Source organism: Blautia faecicola (genome assembly GCF_004123145.1).
GTDB classification, from domain to species: domain Bacteria; phylum Bacillota; class Clostridia; order Lachnospirales; family Lachnospiraceae; genus Oliverpabstia; species Oliverpabstia faecicola.
The window spans coordinates 1,732,861-1,747,231 of record NZ_SDKC01000001.1; the positions used below are offsets into that span (position 1 = coordinate 1,732,861).

Annotated in this window: 18 protein-coding genes; 2 read left to right on the top strand and 16 right to left on the bottom strand. The window is 46.4% G+C overall.

Annotation, left to right across the window (positions count from 1 at the left end; all coding sequences use genetic code 11):
* Nucleotides 1–77: 77 nt before the first annotated feature.
* Nucleotides 78–323 carry a hypothetical protein gene (locus ETP43_RS07785; protein WP_022172484.1) on the top strand — a complete coding sequence of 82 codons (246 nt, stop codon included), beginning with the start codon at nt 78–80 and terminating at the stop codon, nt 321–323.
* Between the two features lie 189 nt (nt 324–512).
* Here ETP43_RS07785 and ETP43_RS07790 read toward each other — a convergent pair whose 3' ends face one another.
* The 16 genes from ETP43_RS07790 to ETP43_RS07870 form a co-directional block, all read right to left on the bottom strand.
* Nucleotides 513–1,145 carry a methylated-DNA--[protein]-cysteine S-methyltransferase gene (locus ETP43_RS07790; RefSeq protein WP_022172483.1) on the bottom strand — a complete coding sequence of 211 codons (633 nt, stop codon included), beginning with the start codon at nt 1,143–1,145 and terminating at the stop codon, nt 513–515.
* Nucleotides 1,146–1,201: 56 nt separating this feature from the next.
* A complete protein-coding gene (locus ETP43_RS07795) occupies nt 1,202–1,942 on the bottom strand; it encodes an alpha/beta hydrolase family protein (RefSeq protein ID WP_207668917.1) in 741 nt (246 codons plus the stop codon).
* Between the two features lie 57 nt (nt 1,943–1,999).
* Nucleotides 2,000–2,389 (bottom strand): PAS domain-containing protein, encoded by a 390-nt coding sequence (locus ETP43_RS07800; RefSeq protein ID WP_022172481.1) that lies wholly within the window; start codon nt 2,387–2,389, stop codon nt 2,000–2,002.
* A gap of 115 nt (nt 2,390–2,504) precedes the next feature.
* The gene (locus ETP43_RS07805; RefSeq protein ID WP_129257652.1) at nt 2,505–3,290 is read right to left on the bottom strand and encodes an alkaline phosphatase family protein; all 786 of its coding nucleotides are present in this window, start codon (nt 3,288–3,290) and stop codon (nt 2,505–2,507) included.
* Nucleotides 3,291–3,405: 115 nt separating this feature from the next.
* Nucleotides 3,406–4,335, bottom strand: a complete 930-nt coding sequence (locus tag ETP43_RS07810; RefSeq protein ID WP_129257653.1) for a M14 family zinc carboxypeptidase — start codon at nt 4,333–4,335, stop codon at nt 3,406–3,408.
* A gap of 500 nt (nt 4,336–4,835) precedes the next feature.
* Nucleotides 4,836–6,083 (bottom strand): glutamate-5-semialdehyde dehydrogenase, encoded by a 1,248-nt coding sequence (locus tag ETP43_RS07820; protein ID WP_129257654.1) that lies wholly within the window; start codon nt 6,081–6,083, stop codon nt 4,836–4,838.
* Nucleotides 6,084–6,121: 38 nt separating this feature from the next.
* Nucleotides 6,122–6,673 carry a 5-formyltetrahydrofolate cyclo-ligase gene (locus ETP43_RS07825; RefSeq protein WP_022398619.1) on the bottom strand — a complete coding sequence of 184 codons (552 nt, stop codon included), beginning with the start codon at nt 6,671–6,673 and terminating at the stop codon, nt 6,122–6,124.
* On the bottom strand, nt 6,651–6,872 hold the full coding sequence (locus tag ETP43_RS07830; RefSeq protein WP_129257655.1) for a DUF896 domain-containing protein: 222 nt from the start codon (nt 6,870–6,872) through the stop codon (nt 6,651–6,653). Before ETP43_RS07830 ends, ETP43_RS07825 begins: the two co-directional genes overlap by 23 nt.
* A gap of 15 nt (nt 6,873–6,887) precedes the next feature.
* Nucleotides 6,888–7,739 (bottom strand): glutamate 5-kinase, encoded by an 852-nt coding sequence (gene proB / locus ETP43_RS07835; protein ID WP_022398617.1) that lies wholly within the window; start codon nt 7,737–7,739, stop codon nt 6,888–6,890.
* 106 nt (nt 7,740–7,845) lie between these two features.
* Complete coding sequence (locus tag ETP43_RS07840; protein WP_022398616.1) at nt 7,846–8,175, bottom strand: hypothetical protein; 330 nt, start codon at nt 8,173–8,175, stop codon at nt 7,846–7,848.
* 75 nt (nt 8,176–8,250) lie between these two features.
* Nucleotides 8,251–9,459 (bottom strand): DUF3048 domain-containing protein, encoded by a 1,209-nt coding sequence (locus ETP43_RS07845; RefSeq protein ID WP_129257656.1) that lies wholly within the window; start codon nt 9,457–9,459, stop codon nt 8,251–8,253.
* A 30-nt stretch (nt 9,460–9,489) separates the two neighbouring features.
* Complete coding sequence (ybeY, locus tag ETP43_RS07850) at nt 9,490–9,987, bottom strand: rRNA maturation RNase YbeY (RefSeq protein ID WP_129257657.1); 498 nt, start codon at nt 9,985–9,987, stop codon at nt 9,490–9,492.
* Nucleotides 9,977–10,999, bottom strand: a complete 1,023-nt coding sequence (locus ETP43_RS07855; RefSeq protein WP_022398613.1) for a PhoH family protein — start codon at nt 10,997–10,999, stop codon at nt 9,977–9,979. The genes ybeY and ETP43_RS07855 overlap by 11 nt, the downstream gene beginning before the upstream one ends.
* Before the next feature lie 135 nt (nt 11,000–11,134).
* The gene (locus ETP43_RS07860; RefSeq protein WP_243114331.1) at nt 11,135–12,358 is read right to left on the bottom strand and encodes a sporulation protein YqfD; all 1,224 of its coding nucleotides are present in this window, start codon (nt 12,356–12,358) and stop codon (nt 11,135–11,137) included.
* Between the two features lie 33 nt (nt 12,359–12,391).
* Nucleotides 12,392–12,673, bottom strand: coding sequence for a YabP/YqfC family sporulation protein (locus ETP43_RS07865; protein WP_022398611.1), 282 nt, complete (start codon nt 12,671–12,673; stop codon nt 12,392–12,394).
* 48 nt (nt 12,674–12,721) lie between these two features.
* Nucleotides 12,722–13,261, bottom strand: coding sequence for a DUF2284 domain-containing protein (locus tag ETP43_RS07870; protein WP_022398610.1), 540 nt, complete (start codon nt 13,259–13,261; stop codon nt 12,722–12,724).
* Nucleotides 13,262–13,443: 182 nt separating this feature from the next.
* On the opposite strand from ETP43_RS07870, the gene ETP43_RS07875 reads away from it, so the two are divergent.
* Nucleotides 13,444–14,250 (top strand): polysaccharide deacetylase family protein, encoded by an 807-nt coding sequence (locus tag ETP43_RS07875; protein WP_370825548.1) that lies wholly within the window; start codon nt 13,444–13,446, stop codon nt 14,248–14,250.
* The last annotated feature ends 121 nt before the right edge of the window (nt 14,251–14,371 follow it).

Sequence of the window (14,371 nt, forward strand, 5' to 3'; positions counted from 1 at the left end):
AGCCGATCTTCCGATTCTTGTGACGGATAATCACAAACTGTACAAACAGCGGAAAGTCCGCATCTTAAGCGGCGCGCATGCTTGCCTTTTATATCGCTTTCTTCCACGGTCATACACTGACGGAAGACGGACTGATTGGGGACAGGGAAGGCAATTCTTATACGATCAAAGACGAACGGACGGTTCTGGAATTTTATTATGCCCACAGGGATGACAATGTAAAAGATTTTGTTCATGCCGTATGTACGAACACTGCGTTCTGGGGTGAAGATCTGACAGAGATTACAGGATTCGAAACGGCGGTCTGCAATTATCTGGAGTAGATCTGTGAGAAAGGAACATATGCGGTGATGGAGGCGCTGGTTAAGTAGAAAATAAACTTCTAAAATACATAATTTTAGGCTATGGCTGCGGGTCAGCTAACATGACAACAGAAAAATTAGTCAAAACAAAAAAGAAAGTTTCTATAGGTATAGCAGAAGAAACTTTCTTTTTGTTTAATTATAAATATTTTATATTATTGTTTGCATCCCATACTTATCCAGATCGACCTTCCCGTCAACCACTTCCACCCCATCTTCTTCCAGAAGCCGTGCCTGTACCTGCTCGCCGCCGAAGGCGAAGGCTCCGGCGAGTTCACCTTTGGCGTTGACGACGCGAAAACAGGGAATGTGTTCCGGATCCGGATTCTTGTGCAGCGCATTTCCTACCGCTCTTGCCATCTTCGGCTCACCAGCCATGGCTGCGATCTGACCATAGGTCGCCACATGACCTTTCGGAATCTGTTTTACTGCTTCGTAGATCCGTTTGGTTGGACTGTCTGTGACCAGATCATAACTTTCGGCAATCATCCGGCGGATCTCCTTTTCTGGGATCGTTCCGTCCAGAATGATCGTGTTCCAGTGTTCCTTGTTCAGATGATAGCCGGCAGTTACCGAATCATAGGCAGAGCGCCAGAAATCCCGCCATTCAGGCGCAACCTTCACGTTCAGATTGATAAAGCCGTTGCGCTCATAGATCCAGAGAAATGCTTTTTTACTTCCACGAACCCGGACAAGCTGCCAGTTGGGATCGTGAAACGGTTTTTCTTCGTAAACATTGTCAAACGACAGACCGTAAGCCAGTGCTTCTTCTCTTGTTGTCATAGTATCTGTTCTCCCAGCGTTTTTATAAGATATCAAAAGCAAGATGATTGGTCATTTTAGTCTTCTTTGCAGAAAAAATCAACAGCTGCCTGCGTTGCTTCCGGCTGCATGCTTGGACCAAATCCGTGATCGGCTCCTTTTACGATGTGCAGTTTACTGTTTTTATAGACGTCATGGTAGCGTTCCGAAGCAATCTTATTTACAACTGGATCGCTGTCACCATGCAGCAACAGAACTTCTCCGGTGTAGTGGGAAGCAATCTCATAGATTGGCAGATTCTGTGCGATACGGAAGTAAAAACCACCGATGGTGTGTTCGTGTACATGGATTTTATCCGGGATCTGTACAGGATCGTAAGTGGTTCCCTGGCACTCTCCTTTGATGGCATCATCTTTTAAGGTAGCAGCCGGGGCAGACAGGATTACCTTTTTGAAAACTTCCGGATAGTATCCGGCGATCATACTTGCAACCACACCGCCCTGGGAATGACCGAACAGGAAGATGTTACGGACATGCTCCAGAGATCTGACATGATCGAGAATTACTTTTGCATCTGCAATCTCATTTAACACGGTCATATCTTCCAGCTTTCCGTCGCTGTCTCCATGTCCGTTAAAATCAAACCGGACAGAAGCAACCCCTTTTTCTAGCAGAGCATCGGCAAGAGCCGTCAGTAATTCTCCGTTGCGGTTTCCGGTAAATCCGTGCATGAGAATAGCAATGTCATAACTATCTTTTTCCGGCACTACCAGTTCTCCACGTAAGGTTAATCCATCTCTTTTTACTTCTACGTTCATAATATATGTTCTCCTTTGCAAATATAGTTTGATAGTTATCGACACAATCTCCTGGAGTTACCAGAGATCATAAGTCTTCATTGTTTCGGGTGTCCGATATTCGTGTTTCTCATAATAGCCGATCAGTGTTCCGTCTTCATCCCGTAAAGCAATCACATAAACATCTTTTAATTTCTTTTCGTTATGTGACGTATAAACGATATTGTGTGATGAATCCGCTGCAAACCAGTTGATGATCTGATGAATCTTCGTATTCGAATCCGCGTTGTGACAGTTTAAGAGGCTTTTCCCGATCAGCGCTGCCCCGCCATACTTATGATAATCTTTGATGGCAGCAGGATTCATATAAATAATCGTATGTTCCAGATCACAGATTACAATAGAAAGTCGGTCCTGATCAACGATGCTTTTAAAATAAGGGGATAAGATCTGTTTGGTGTCTGACATGATGTTTTCGTCCTTTCTGTTGCGATAAAATATAATATTTATTATACCACAGATTGAGAAAATGAAACAGAAAAGAATACCCTGAGAATCCGAAACAGAATCCTCAGGGTATAGATCAAGCTAATTTTTCCAATACCGATGTTCCTTCCCACTCTCTAGACTTCGAGATCTCCATAAGATCTGCAATCGTCGGTGCAAGATCAAGCAGGGTAAGTCCATGCAGCTGCACGCCCTTAGGGAATTCTTTTCCTACAAAGAACATTGGGATCGTCATATCTTCCGGGATGTTTTCGCCGTGTCCTCGGTCGTGACCGCCGTGGTCAGCGGTGATCACGATGGTGTATCGATCATGGACGGCTTCGTAGACCTGCTGGACGCAGGAAAATGCATTGTTTACCTGGTGCATATATTCCGGTGTCATCCAGCCGTGGTCGTGACCGCCTTTGTCGTCTGTTTCCACCAGATACAGATACACAAAATCCGGCTCTTTCCGGGCAATCAGGGAAAGGGCTTCCTGCGTGAGCAGTAGATCCGAATTGTCCTCTTCGTATTCATTGACGAAAAAAGAATATTTCATATTTCCAGATGTCCATACATGGCGCATCGGTTCCCAGCCATAGAAAGCGGCACAGGTTTTGTCAGCACGCTCCAGCTGTTCTGCCAGTCCGCGGATCGGTCGTACCGGCGGCATGTAGTCGTTGGTGATAATCCCGTGGCGGATGGGCGGTACGCTGTAAAAGATCGAGGTATGCGCCGGCAGGGTAACCGGTGGCACAACAGAACTTGCATCCAGGGAATAGCATCCGTTTTCTTTCAGTGTGTTTACAAAAGAATGACCGCAGGTTTCCACGGCATCCGGTCTGAGTCCATCGATGGAGATCAGTATTACTTTTTTATCCATATGTGAGATTCCCCCGTATATACAAAGATTTTGATACCGGCTGCTTCTGTACCAGAAAGCCTGATATTTTCATATACTCAGTATAGAATTTCACTCACCGCATGTAAAGGGATTATTATCTGATTTTCTGTGGATTTTTCAACGGTTCAGAATTTCCGACGGATTGTGCAATGATCTCAAGCGGCAGCATGCGGATTTCTTCGTAAGTCCGTTCCTGGCAGGACGGATTGAGTGGAAAATCAGCGTTCTCTTCTACCGTCTCTACGGTGATCGCCGGTCTGTGCAGCAGTTCGGAATAATAATTCACAGGACTTCCGCCGTTTAAACGGGAGAGATACTCTTCCTCCTGTTTTCCGAGAGAGTAATTCGATAATTTCTGCATATACCGCGCCAGCTTGTGATTGCGCTGGTTATAGGAAAATGGCATCGCCTGCCGATAATAGTAGATGATGCGTCCTCTGGAATGAAAATCGAGATAGCCGATCGTATCACACTGTTCAAAGACACGGATCAGTGCCTTGGTTTCCTGTTCACTGGCGGGATACTCGCCGAACTGCTGCTGAATGTAGGATTTGCATGGAAAATTCCGGTTGATATCGACCGTTCTTGCGTTGTATTTCCAGTAGGGCCAGTCCACGCCGCGCATTTTGCATGCCTGTCGGAGAATGGGATTGCGGATCGCGTTGAAACTCTCGGTGGCGATCACATAACCGTCCGGGTTGACGATGGGAAGAAAACAGATCGAACAGTGGTCGAGCAATTCCCGTACCGGATAATTTCCCATATTCAAGTTGTCCTGATAAGCCTGACTGTATTCCTGCGCCATCCTAGTCAGAAGCACCGGATTGATGGATTCTTTTCCATGGATACCTGCCGTCAGAATCAGCGCGTCCAGTCCAAGTCCGACACGAAGCATCGGAATCGATCGTTCGTCATGGCTCTCCCCCACTTCTTTGTATACCGTGAAATCTGGATACTGTGCAACGGATTCCTGCAGATTGCGGAGGAGTTCTTCATAAGTATAGGATTGATTTAACGTAATCATACAAACCTCCCTGTGTCATAAGATTGATGGGAAATATTTCCCCTTTTATGTATATATGAGGCAGATCGTATTTTAGAACCAGAGAAGAAAAATGTGTAAAAAGACTGCCGTTCAAAAACAAATTTGAACGGCAGTCTTCTTCACAATCGGTTACCCATGCACGCATCGCCTTGATCTGGTAAATATAAGAATATGTATCCTGAATGGTCAGGCGGTCGCAGGCATCCGTGTTATCACTGGTCCAGAATTTTTATCAAAATTTACCATTGAATTTTTATGGAATATGCACAAAAAGAAGTAGAATCTGGAAGAAAACATGGTTTTACTAAATGCGCCATGCATTTTTTAAATTGAAAGATTGAAAAATTTTATGAGTTTTACTTTTTTACTAAACAAAAACGGATATATGAGGATACTGGGAAGAAATGTATGTTTTAGAAAAACGGACATCTGTTTTACCGTTTTTCGTCGCTGTCACAGATGTCCGTTCAGGATATGGTTTACGGACGAACCTGTCCGTTTCCATAGATGATATATTTTGTGGTGGTCAGTGCAAGAAGACCCATCGGACCTCTTGCGTGAAGTTTCTGCGTGCTGATACCGATCTCCGCACCGAAACCAAATTCAAATCCATCGGTGAATCTGGTGGATGCGTTGACATATACGCAGGCTGCGTCGACTTCATCGAGGAACTTCTGCGCGTTGGTATAACTTTCGGTGATGATCGCTTCCGAGTGACCGGTATTGTAGCGGTTGATATGGGCGATTGCCTCCTCCACGGAATCTACGGTCTTCATGGAGATGACATAGTCCAGGTACTCTTTCCCCCAGTCTTCTTCGGTTGCAGCGACTGCGTCAGGAACCAGTTCACAGACTTCCTGATCGCCGCGGATCTCCACATGTTTTTCCTGCAAGCGTGCAGCAAGAACCGGGAGCAGTTTCTCTTTTACGTCTCTGTGGATCAGAAGGGACTCACAGGCGTTGCATACACCTACCCTCTGGGTCTTGGCGTTGATGATGATATCCACAGCCATTGAAAGGTCTGCGGTGGCATCGACAAAGATATGGCAGTTGCCGGTACCGGTTTCAATGACCGGGATCGTGCTGTTTTCCACGACGGCGCGGATCAGTCCAGCGCCTCCTCTCGGAATCAGAACATCCACATACTGATTCAGCTTCATGAATGCAGCGGTGGTCTCTCTGGAGGTGTCTTCGATGAGAAGCAGCGCGTCCGGATTCACATTTGAATCGGACAGTGTCCGGCGGATGCAGGTTACGATCGCCTGGATCGAATGAAATGCATCGCTTCCGCCCTTTAAGATCACGACATTGCTGGTCTTAAAGCAAAGACCGAAGGCATCGGCAGTTACATTTGGACGCGCCTCATAGATAATACCGACAACACCGAGGGGTACACGCTTCTGACCGATGCGAAGACCGTTCGGACGCTGTTTCATGCCGAGCACCTCGCCGATCGGATCATCGAGGGCGGCAATCTGATACAGACCTTCTGCGATCTGTGCGATACGATCTTCCGTTAATAAAAGACGGTCCAGAAGTCCCTGGGACATGCCGTTTGTCCGGCCTTTTTCCATATCTTTTTCGTTGGCAGCCAGGATCTTGGCTGCATGGAGCTTCAGATTGTCGGCAGATTTTCTTAAAATCTGATTTTTTTCTTCACTTTTGAGATGCTGCAGATCCGGTTTTGCGGCCTGCGCCCGTTTTCCGATATTATCCAGGTATTCCATATGCATTCTCCCTTCTGTAAGTTCCTGTCTGGCAGTACTTACCGGTAAATAGTTTTCTCTGTGATTACCACATCCGGCAGCAGATCGGTCGGTTCGGTCGGAACTTCTTCCATCATCTGAAATTCAAATGCCAGTGCTGCGGTAAAATGACGGGTATGTTTGCTAAGATACCGGTCATAAAAGCCTCCGCCGTATCCTACCCGGTGGCGCCGATCGTCGAATGCGACTCCTGGCATTACCATCAGTCCATCCTCTCCGTCTGCAACCGGAAGATCCGTTTTCGGTTCGCGGATGCCAAAATATCCCGGTTCCAGATCCTCTGGGTGTGAGATCTGATAAAAGATCATATCCTCTCCGACAACCTTTGGAGCTGCCACTTTTTTTCCGAGACGGAACGCTTCTTCGATGATTCCGTCTGTCATAACTTCGTTTTTACAGTCTATGTACAGATAGATCCAGTCGCTTTCCTGAAAAGCAGGAAGTGAGAAAAGTTTCTGCCAGATCTGTTCACTGTTTTTATGGACAGCGATCGGATCGGCTTCTTTTCTGCGCCGGAAAATCTCTTTTCTAATGACTTTCTTTGTTTCCATATTTTTCTCCCAAATTGGTGATACTTCCGTCTTTTTCCTGAATGTTGATGTTATCCAGCTGAGAACGGAGATTCATGCGGACACTTGCGATAAATTCTTTTCGAAGTTTATGCTGTTCTTTTTTCTCTTCCGGTGTCAGTTCCTGTGTTTTTGCCTTTCTGGCAAGTTCGTTGATACGGTCAATTCCTTTTTGATCCATGTTGCTGTTCTCCTTTTACAGTATCCGTTCCAGAAAATCCAGAACGTAAAAATCATTTTTCTTGTGGGACAGGAATAAGGTTCCATAAGCGCGTCCCTGCATGATCTTATGGATGACATGAAAGTCTGCACCGTTGGCGATAATCATGTCGGTTCCGGCAGCACTTGCAATCTCGGCTGCGGTCAGTTTGGTTGCCATACCGCCGGTTCCCACATTGCTTCCGGTACTTCCCTTTCCCATGGACAGCAGATGCTCGTCCAGTTCTTCCACCACATCAATAAATTTGGCTTCCGGATTCTTATGCGGATCGTCGGTAAACAATCCATCGATATCCGAAAGAAGGATCAGAAGATCGGCACCTACCATAGCGGAAACCACTGCGGACAGGGTATCGTTATCACCAAATTCAATCTCGTAAGTGGATATGGTATCATTTTCATTTACGATGGGGATCGCACCCATGCGTAAGAGTTCTTCAAATGTATTTTTTGCGTTTAACCGGTTCAGATTATTCAGAATCGTGTGTTTGGTCATCAGGATCTGACTGGCAACCTGATTGTATTCTGCAAATAATTTCTGATAGATCATCATGAGTTTTGCCTGTCCGATGGCCGCACAAGCCTGTTTCTGTGCCATTTTCGACGGTTTTCGATCGTAACCCATGGTTTTACTTCCCACCATGATCGCGCCGGAAGAAACCAGGATCACATCTTTTCCCTGATTTCTCAGATCACTGATCTCACGGACCAGAACCTCCAGTTTGATCAGATCCAGATAGCCGGTATCCGGATGGGTCAGCGAAGAAGAACCGATTTTGATGACGATTCGTTGTTTATCTTTCAGTTTTTCACGAAATGCTGTATTCATTCGTCTTACTCTCCTGCCTGTATTACTTACATATGCGGACTTGCTTTCGCAATCGCAATATTCTATAACATTGTACCGCACTACAGGGGAAAGTTCCAGTATTTTTTTAGCTGGAGTAGTTTTCGAGAAAGCTGTAAAGCTCCTGACGGGAATTCAGACGGTACTCTTTTTGAATCTTTTCCCTGACAGAAGACGGCAGACTTTCCTCAGAAATCTCTGTCGTCTCATAGACAGAACCATCCGAATGCTGGATCACGACTTTTCCATCTACGATGCGAATCAGATAAGACGGCTGTAGAATCTGTTCCGTCTCCTGTGTCGTGGGTGGCTGTATCTCTGGCTGATCGGAATTCCCAAGCTGATAGCTGAAATAATATCCGGCAGTTAAAAGAAAAAGACAGGAACAGACGATGAGTACGTAAGAGAATCGGCGCATATAGAACACTCCTTTTTCTTACAGTATCAGCGAATGTTTCCTGTCTTATTCATAAATAAATGCTTATGCTGTTTTCTAATATTCGGTATCCGATGCCGCAGCCTCTTCTGCTGCCGCCTGTTCCTCACTGCCCTGTGTGTCGGCAGAAGTATCGGAATTGTCATCGGAACCAAGAATCTCTACACGGTCTGCGTAAGTATCCTGGATGATACATACCCAGGTCTTACCGGTATCCATGGTGATCTGGTTTCCATTGGTATCATAGTAGAAAGTAGCACCCCATGGGGTATGTTTTTTCCAGGTGATATCAATGGCTTTTCCGTTTACGATGTATTTTCCTACGTTCGGTTCGTCAACATCGATGTTCAGATAACCGTTTTCATCGTATTTTCTCCAGGAAGAATACTGCAGAATAATGTTTTTATAAGCAATCTGCTCACCGGTCAGCTCATCGATCTGTTTGTCGCCATACTGGAAACGATAATACAATTTGTCCTCCGGATTGTATTCAAACCATGGCTCGTTCAGGAAATACCCAGGTTTTACAACGTTTGCTTCGGTCTCTGCCGGAAGTTCCACTTCATCGTCCACGCCGCAGAATGCATATCCCGGCTGGAAGTCTTCATCGTATTCCTGGCTGTAGCCGTTGATCTCGATACCTTTCTGGATGCCCTCAAAGCTTGTATATGCGTTGTGTGGGGATTTTCTGTCGGTGGTACGGTAAAATACCTGATCCCCGTATCCTGCCAGTCCGCTGATGTTATTTACTTCCGGTAACTCCAGGAACGGAAGTGCGTAAGCAGACTGTCCGTAATGCGTATAGATCGCGTCAAATCCTGATGCATAGAAGATATAGTAATCACGGCAGCTTCGTACAGAACCGATCTTTTCCAGATTATCGTAATCTTCAAATACACCCATCAGACGGGTGATACCGCCCTCTACCGGCGCTTCGTATACAACACCTGCGTTAGCGATACCGGCCTGCGGGCAGGCCGGTTTTAAGTTGTTGAGCATAACGGCTACCGGGCGTCTTCTTCCGATGGATTCCGGAACGTATTCGCCGGTCAGATAACTTACCACATAGCCGTCAGGAATCGGATCTTCGGTCGGTTCCGGTTCTTCGGCAGCCATGGCTGTCGGTTCCGGTGTTGCTTCTGCTTCCTGTGTCGGCTCCGGCGTAGCTGTCGGTTCTGCTTCCGCAGTTTCATTTTTCTGACATCCTGCCAGCATGATACCGCCTGCCAGTCCAAGAGTGATGATCAGTTTTGCATATTTTTTCATATGTGATCTCCTTTTCATGTAATAAAATCGTTAATCTCTGCCAATCTGTAACTGCTGGAGAGCCTTCTCCTGCTTCTGTTCCATGACGATACGTTCCTCGTCCACCATATGGTCATAGCCCAGAAGATGCAGCATACTGTGGGCAACTAAAAATGCATATTCTCTTTTTACGCTGTGTCCGTAAGCTTCCGCCTGTTCCACTGCTTTTGGTATGGAGATCATGATGTCCCCCAGAAGCAGTTCGCCGCTCTCCGGATCAAAGCAGCTGTCGTCGTCTTCCAGAACAGAATAATCTGCCGGTGCCGGAAAATCCACCATCGGGAAAGAAAGTACATCCGTTGCCCGGTCGATCTGGCGATATTCCAGATTGGTTTTATGGATCGTCTCATTATCTGTCAGAACCAGGCAGACCTGCGACTCATAGGGACATCCTTCCTGATCCAGAACGGTCTCCATCACATCTTCTGCGACCTTCAGAAAATCAAAATCAAAAGTCTGATCCTGTTCATTGGAAAAATCAATACTCATAACTGTTTCCCCTCCGTCTCTGATTCTTCTGTGGTGCCGGTTTTTCCGGGTGTTTCTTTTCGTAGGCTTCATATGCCTGTACAATCTTCTGTACCAGCGGGTGACGGACAACGTCTTTGCTGGTCAGCTGGCAGATCGAGATGCCTTCCACTTTTTTCAGTACCTGAAGTGCCATCTCCAGACCTGATTTCTGACCAGAAGGAAGGTCTTTCTGCGAAGAGTCTCCGGTGATAATGACTTTTGAGCCAAAACCGATACGGGTCAGGAACATCTTCATCTGCGCCGGTGTGGTATTCTGCGCTTCATCCAGAATGATAAATGCATTGTCCAGCGTACGTCCACGCATATAGGCGAGAGGTGCAACCTCAATCAGCCCTTTCTCCATATTTTTTGCAAAGCTCTCCGGTCCCATGATCTGATACAGCGCGTCATAAAGCGGACGCAGATAAGGGTCTACCTTGCTTTGCAGATCTCCCGGAAGAAATCCGAGTTTTTCTCCTGCTTCGATGGCAGGACGGGTCAGGATGATTCTTCCCACTTCGTCGTTTCGGAATGCTGTGATCGCCATTGCCATGGCAAGGTAGGTTTTACCGGTACCGGCAGGTCCTACGCCGAAGACGATCATATCTTCCCGGATCTTATCCACATATGCTTTCTGTCCCAGGGTCTTTGGTTTGACCGGTCTTCCGTTGATCGTGTGACAGATACAATCTTTATCCATCTCCACCAGCGAAGCCTCTTTCTCTTCCATGGTCAGTGACAGTGCATAATCCACATTCTGACTCTGAATGGTATTTCCTCTGACAGAAAGACCCAGCAATTCCCGGATGATACTCTCTGCTTTCTGTACATTCGGAGCCGGTCCGACAATCTTCAGCACGCCGTCACGGGAGATCAGCGTCACCTGCAGGGTGCGTTCGATCTTTTTGATGTGTTCATCAAACTGCCCGAAAATATTTCTCTCATGTTCTGCCGGAATTTCTATCAACTGTTCGATGATTCTTGCCGCCATTCATCTTGTCCTTTCGTAACTGTTTTTCTTTTTAGATGTCAACACGGACATTCTATTTCTTTATTTTATCACCATTTCGGTGGAATTGAACCCCTTTTTATGAATTTTCTGTTTTTTGTAAGAATTTCCGCTTTTCTATTCTGTTGTTTCCGCAGACAGATCCGGAAATTCTTTCGGAGTGACAGCGGATTTGTCGCTTCCCGGGATCTGTATGGTGATATAGCCCTGTGAGCGGCAGCGGTTTGCAGTAAGCTTTATCTGGATATACCGGGAAAGGATAACGGCGTTTTCACTTACCAGATTTTTCAGGAAATTCTGCAGGTGTTTTTGTGAAAGTTCCAGAGCTTCTTCCGGTGTGTAACAATAAGACTTTTTCTCATAGGGAATCGTTATGATCTCGCCGACGGTGACGGGCAGATAAAAGCTGGGAGTAAGGGTGAGCTGCCGTTCGGTGCGGTAGATCTCAGAAGTGTTTTTCGGGGTGTGATACCAGGAAATATCCGTTCCGAATAAAGTAAAAAAAGGATAGGTTTTCTGTTCGCCCGGATAGGACTTTACCGTGATCGTCCGGGAGAATTCATCATAATAGGGAAATCGGGTTTCTATGACGATATCCGCATCGGAACGTACATATTCGTAGCGCTGGATCTGACTGTCATTGTCCAAAATGGCAACCGCTCCGGATACCAGAATATCCCCTTTTTTACAGAGATCTCCCGGTTTTACCAGTGGCATGCCGGCGCGGGTTATGATGCTGACGACGGTGCCATCCCACGGTGCGGTGAGATCCCAGCAGCTGCGGGTATCTTCTTTCACGGGTGTTTCCTGCGGGATTTCATCATTTTCTTTGATGTCGATGATCAGGCAGGTTCCCTCCAGTCTTGCTGACACCCAGACGATGCCGGGAAAGGTCTGGCGGATCTTTTGCATCAGTTTCTGGCAATCAACATTTCTTTTTGCCATGCCACAGCTGATCTCCCATTCGGAAAGCGTCTCAAGAAGAACCGGTGTGGTATAATAGCGGTTTCCTGCAATCTGAATATCCCAGATGCGAAAGGAACATATCGCTAACAGCACCAGCCCAAGAAGTATTCCGAGAAAAAAAGCCTTTCTTTTTTGCGCACGGTGTAAAAAGAAAGGCAGACCGTTTTTTCGTAAAATGTGGATCCGGGCATTTGTTTTCCGGCGAAAACGGCCAAGACGCAGAAAATCCCGGGCGGAAAGTTCCATCTCATAGCAGGAACCTTCCTGTGTCAGATTCCGAAGGGGAATCCGATTATGTACACAAAGACTGAAAAACCGTTCCGGTGCAGGGCTTTCCAGACGGATGCGGACGTAGCCGCGGATATATTTTCCCATAGAATCCAAGAACGTACCTCCCGATCGCTGCTGTCAGATTTCGTACAGAACAGAAGTGATCTGTCCCGTCACTTTCATCTCGAGTTCTGTATAATAAAGGACATGCAGGGCAACACCCTGAATGCGTATCTTGCCGTTTCCGGTCAGTACCAGCAGATGGTCGGAGCGATATTCCAGGATACTCCGGTAATTTTCCAGAAGAATCTCCCGCTCACCGATCAGTGTGATGATACATCCGTTATATGCCAGATCGCCGGGAAGTTCCAGCAGATCAGCCAGACGCTCTCTCACCGTTGCTTTTTTTGCTCTTTTCACAGAACGCTCCCGGTGTTTATTATTCAGTCTATGGGATTTTTCCGTTCTTTATGCTTCCCGCAGGAAAATCAGAGAAAACCAGAGAACCATCTGTTCGCCCATATAATAATCCATGTGATTGTCTTCGATATTTTTTGTCAGCAGGATTCCGTGGCTTTCAATACACGGATGCATCAGATCCGGGTGATTACAGGATTTTTTCGGGTAGGTGCATTTATCGCAGATGGAACAGGAATCGGTGGACAGTGTATAACATCTCCAGGCATCCTGCTTTAAAAATGCTTCGATTTTTGCGGTGATTTCCTCATGTTCCCGTTTGGTGGCAAGCAGGGCATCCATATTGGAATAATCCGGCACTTCTGCCACAGAAGAAAACAGCAGCGCGTGTGTGTACTGCTGGCAGCGTTCTTTGCATTTGTCTACGGTTCCGACTGCAGGTGGACATGACCAGGATTTGCCGTATCTTGGACATTCCCGTTTGCAGATCGTGCGGACTTTATCGTTGAACTCAATATCATCGATGGAAAGAAACGCATACTGATAAATGGGAAACTGGGTGATATAGTCTTCTATTGATTGAAAATTCATATGTACTCCTTTTTTCTCTAAGTCATTACTCTATATTATACCGTCTGTACTGCCAGAATACAAGTGGCGAATACTGCCCTGCCCTCCGGCATATACAGTAAAGACGGAAAAAGAAAAGAGTATGTATGAAGCATCTGAACCGTATAAACCAATGGGTGCAGAGAGGAAAAAAGATCCGGGAAATGGATCTTCTTACCGGAATTGTGGTACTGATCGCCTGCTTTTTTGTCGGTGCGGCACTGCACTGCCATGCACAGAAGAAAGATCTGGAAACTGCCGGGCAGGTAATATATCCGGAAACCGAAAACTGGGGACTCGGCTTTGGGCAGGAAGGAGAAAAACCAACAGGAAATGTGTCGGCGGAAGAATTAAAAACCTACCATGCCGCCTATATGGATCCGACGGATGAAAAAGTGATTTATCTTACGTTTGATGCAGGATATGAAAACGGCAACACGCCCGCGATCCTGGAAGCACTGAAAAAGCACAATGCGAAGGGCACTTTTTTTGTAGTTGGAAACTTTCTCGAAACCAGTCCGGAACTGGTAAAACAGATGGTGGTGGAAGGTCATACGGTGGGAAATCACACCTGGCACCATCCGGAAATGTCAAAAATCTCTGACGTGGCAGCTTTTGAAAAAGAGCTGAAGGATGTGGAAACACGGTATCAGGAAATCACCGGGGAAGAACTTACCCGCTTCTATCGCCCGCCGCAGGGCAAATACAATACGCAAAATTTACAGATGGCGAGTAATCTCGGCTATAAGACCTTTTTCTGGAGCCTTGCCTATGTGGACTGGATCCAGGATCAGCAGCCGACAAAAGAAGCAGCTTTTGACAAATTGTTAAAACGGATCCATCCGGGAGCCGTCGTGCTGCTTCACAGTACCTCTTCCACCAACGCGCAGATTCTGGATGAACTGCTGACAAAATGGGAAGAAATGGGGTATCATTTTGCGCCGTTGTCGGAACTGGCGGAGAAGATATAAACGAGTCTGTCAGAGATGCTGATGGATAACGGGATTGGGCAAATTTCATTCCTTTGAATAGATAGAAAAAGGTCAGGAGATTATATTACAGACAGTAATCTCCTGACCTTATAGTTACGCG

What these genes read in the sequence shown, in the direction of transcription:
- ETP43_RS07785 (WP_022172484.1), top strand. Translation starts at nt 78, where the DNA reads ATGCTTGCCTTTTATATCGCTTTCTTCCACGGTCATACACTGACGGAA.
- ETP43_RS07790 (WP_022172483.1), bottom strand. Translation starts at nt 1,145, where the DNA reads ATGACAACAAGAGAAGAAGCACTGGCTTACGGTCTGTCGTTTGACAAT.
- ETP43_RS07795 (WP_207668917.1), bottom strand. Translation starts at nt 1,942, where the DNA reads ATGAACGTAGAAGTAAAAAGAGATGGATTAACCTTACGTGGAGAACTG.
- ETP43_RS07800 (WP_022172481.1), bottom strand. Translation starts at nt 2,389, where the DNA reads ATGTCAGACACCAAACAGATCTTATCCCCTTATTTTAAAAGCATCGTT.
- ETP43_RS07805 (WP_129257652.1), bottom strand. Translation starts at nt 3,290, where the DNA reads ATGGATAAAAAAGTAATACTGATCTCCATCGATGGACTCAGACCGGAT.
- ETP43_RS07810 (WP_129257653.1), bottom strand. Translation starts at nt 4,335, where the DNA reads ATGATTACGTTAAATCAATCCTATACTTATGAAGAACTCCTCCGCAAT.
- ETP43_RS07820 (WP_129257654.1), bottom strand. Translation starts at nt 6,083, where the DNA reads ATGGAATACCTGGATAATATCGGAAAACGGGCGCAGGCCGCAAAACCG.
- ETP43_RS07825 (WP_022398619.1), bottom strand. Translation starts at nt 6,673, where the DNA reads ATGGAAACAAAGAAAGTCATTAGAAAAGAGATTTTCCGGCGCAGAAAA.
- ETP43_RS07830 (WP_129257655.1), bottom strand. Translation starts at nt 6,872, where the DNA reads ATGGATCAAAAAGGAATTGACCGTATCAACGAACTTGCCAGAAAGGCA.
- proB (WP_022398617.1), bottom strand. Translation starts at nt 7,739, where the DNA reads ATGAATACAGCATTTCGTGAAAAACTGAAAGATAAACAACGAATCGTC.
- ETP43_RS07840 (WP_022398616.1), bottom strand. Translation starts at nt 8,175, where the DNA reads ATGCGCCGATTCTCTTACGTACTCATCGTCTGTTCCTGTCTTTTTCTT.
- ETP43_RS07845 (WP_129257656.1), bottom strand. Translation starts at nt 9,459, where the DNA reads ATGAAAAAATATGCAAAACTGATCATCACTCTTGGACTGGCAGGCGGT.
- ybeY (WP_129257657.1), bottom strand. Translation starts at nt 9,987, where the DNA reads ATGAGTATTGATTTTTCCAATGAACAGGATCAGACTTTTGATTTTGAT.
- ETP43_RS07855 (WP_022398613.1), bottom strand. Translation starts at nt 10,999, where the DNA reads ATGGCGGCAAGAATCATCGAACAGTTGATAGAAATTCCGGCAGAACAT.
- ETP43_RS07860 (WP_243114331.1), bottom strand. Translation starts at nt 12,358, where the DNA reads ATGGGAAAATATATCCGCGGCTACGTCCGCATCCGTCTGGAAAGCCCT.
- ETP43_RS07870 (WP_022398610.1), bottom strand. Translation starts at nt 13,261, where the DNA reads ATGAATTTTCAATCAATAGAAGACTATATCACCCAGTTTCCCATTTAT.
- ETP43_RS07875 (WP_370825548.1), top strand. Translation starts at nt 13,444, where the DNA reads ATGGATCTTCTTACCGGAATTGTGGTACTGATCGCCTGCTTTTTTGTC.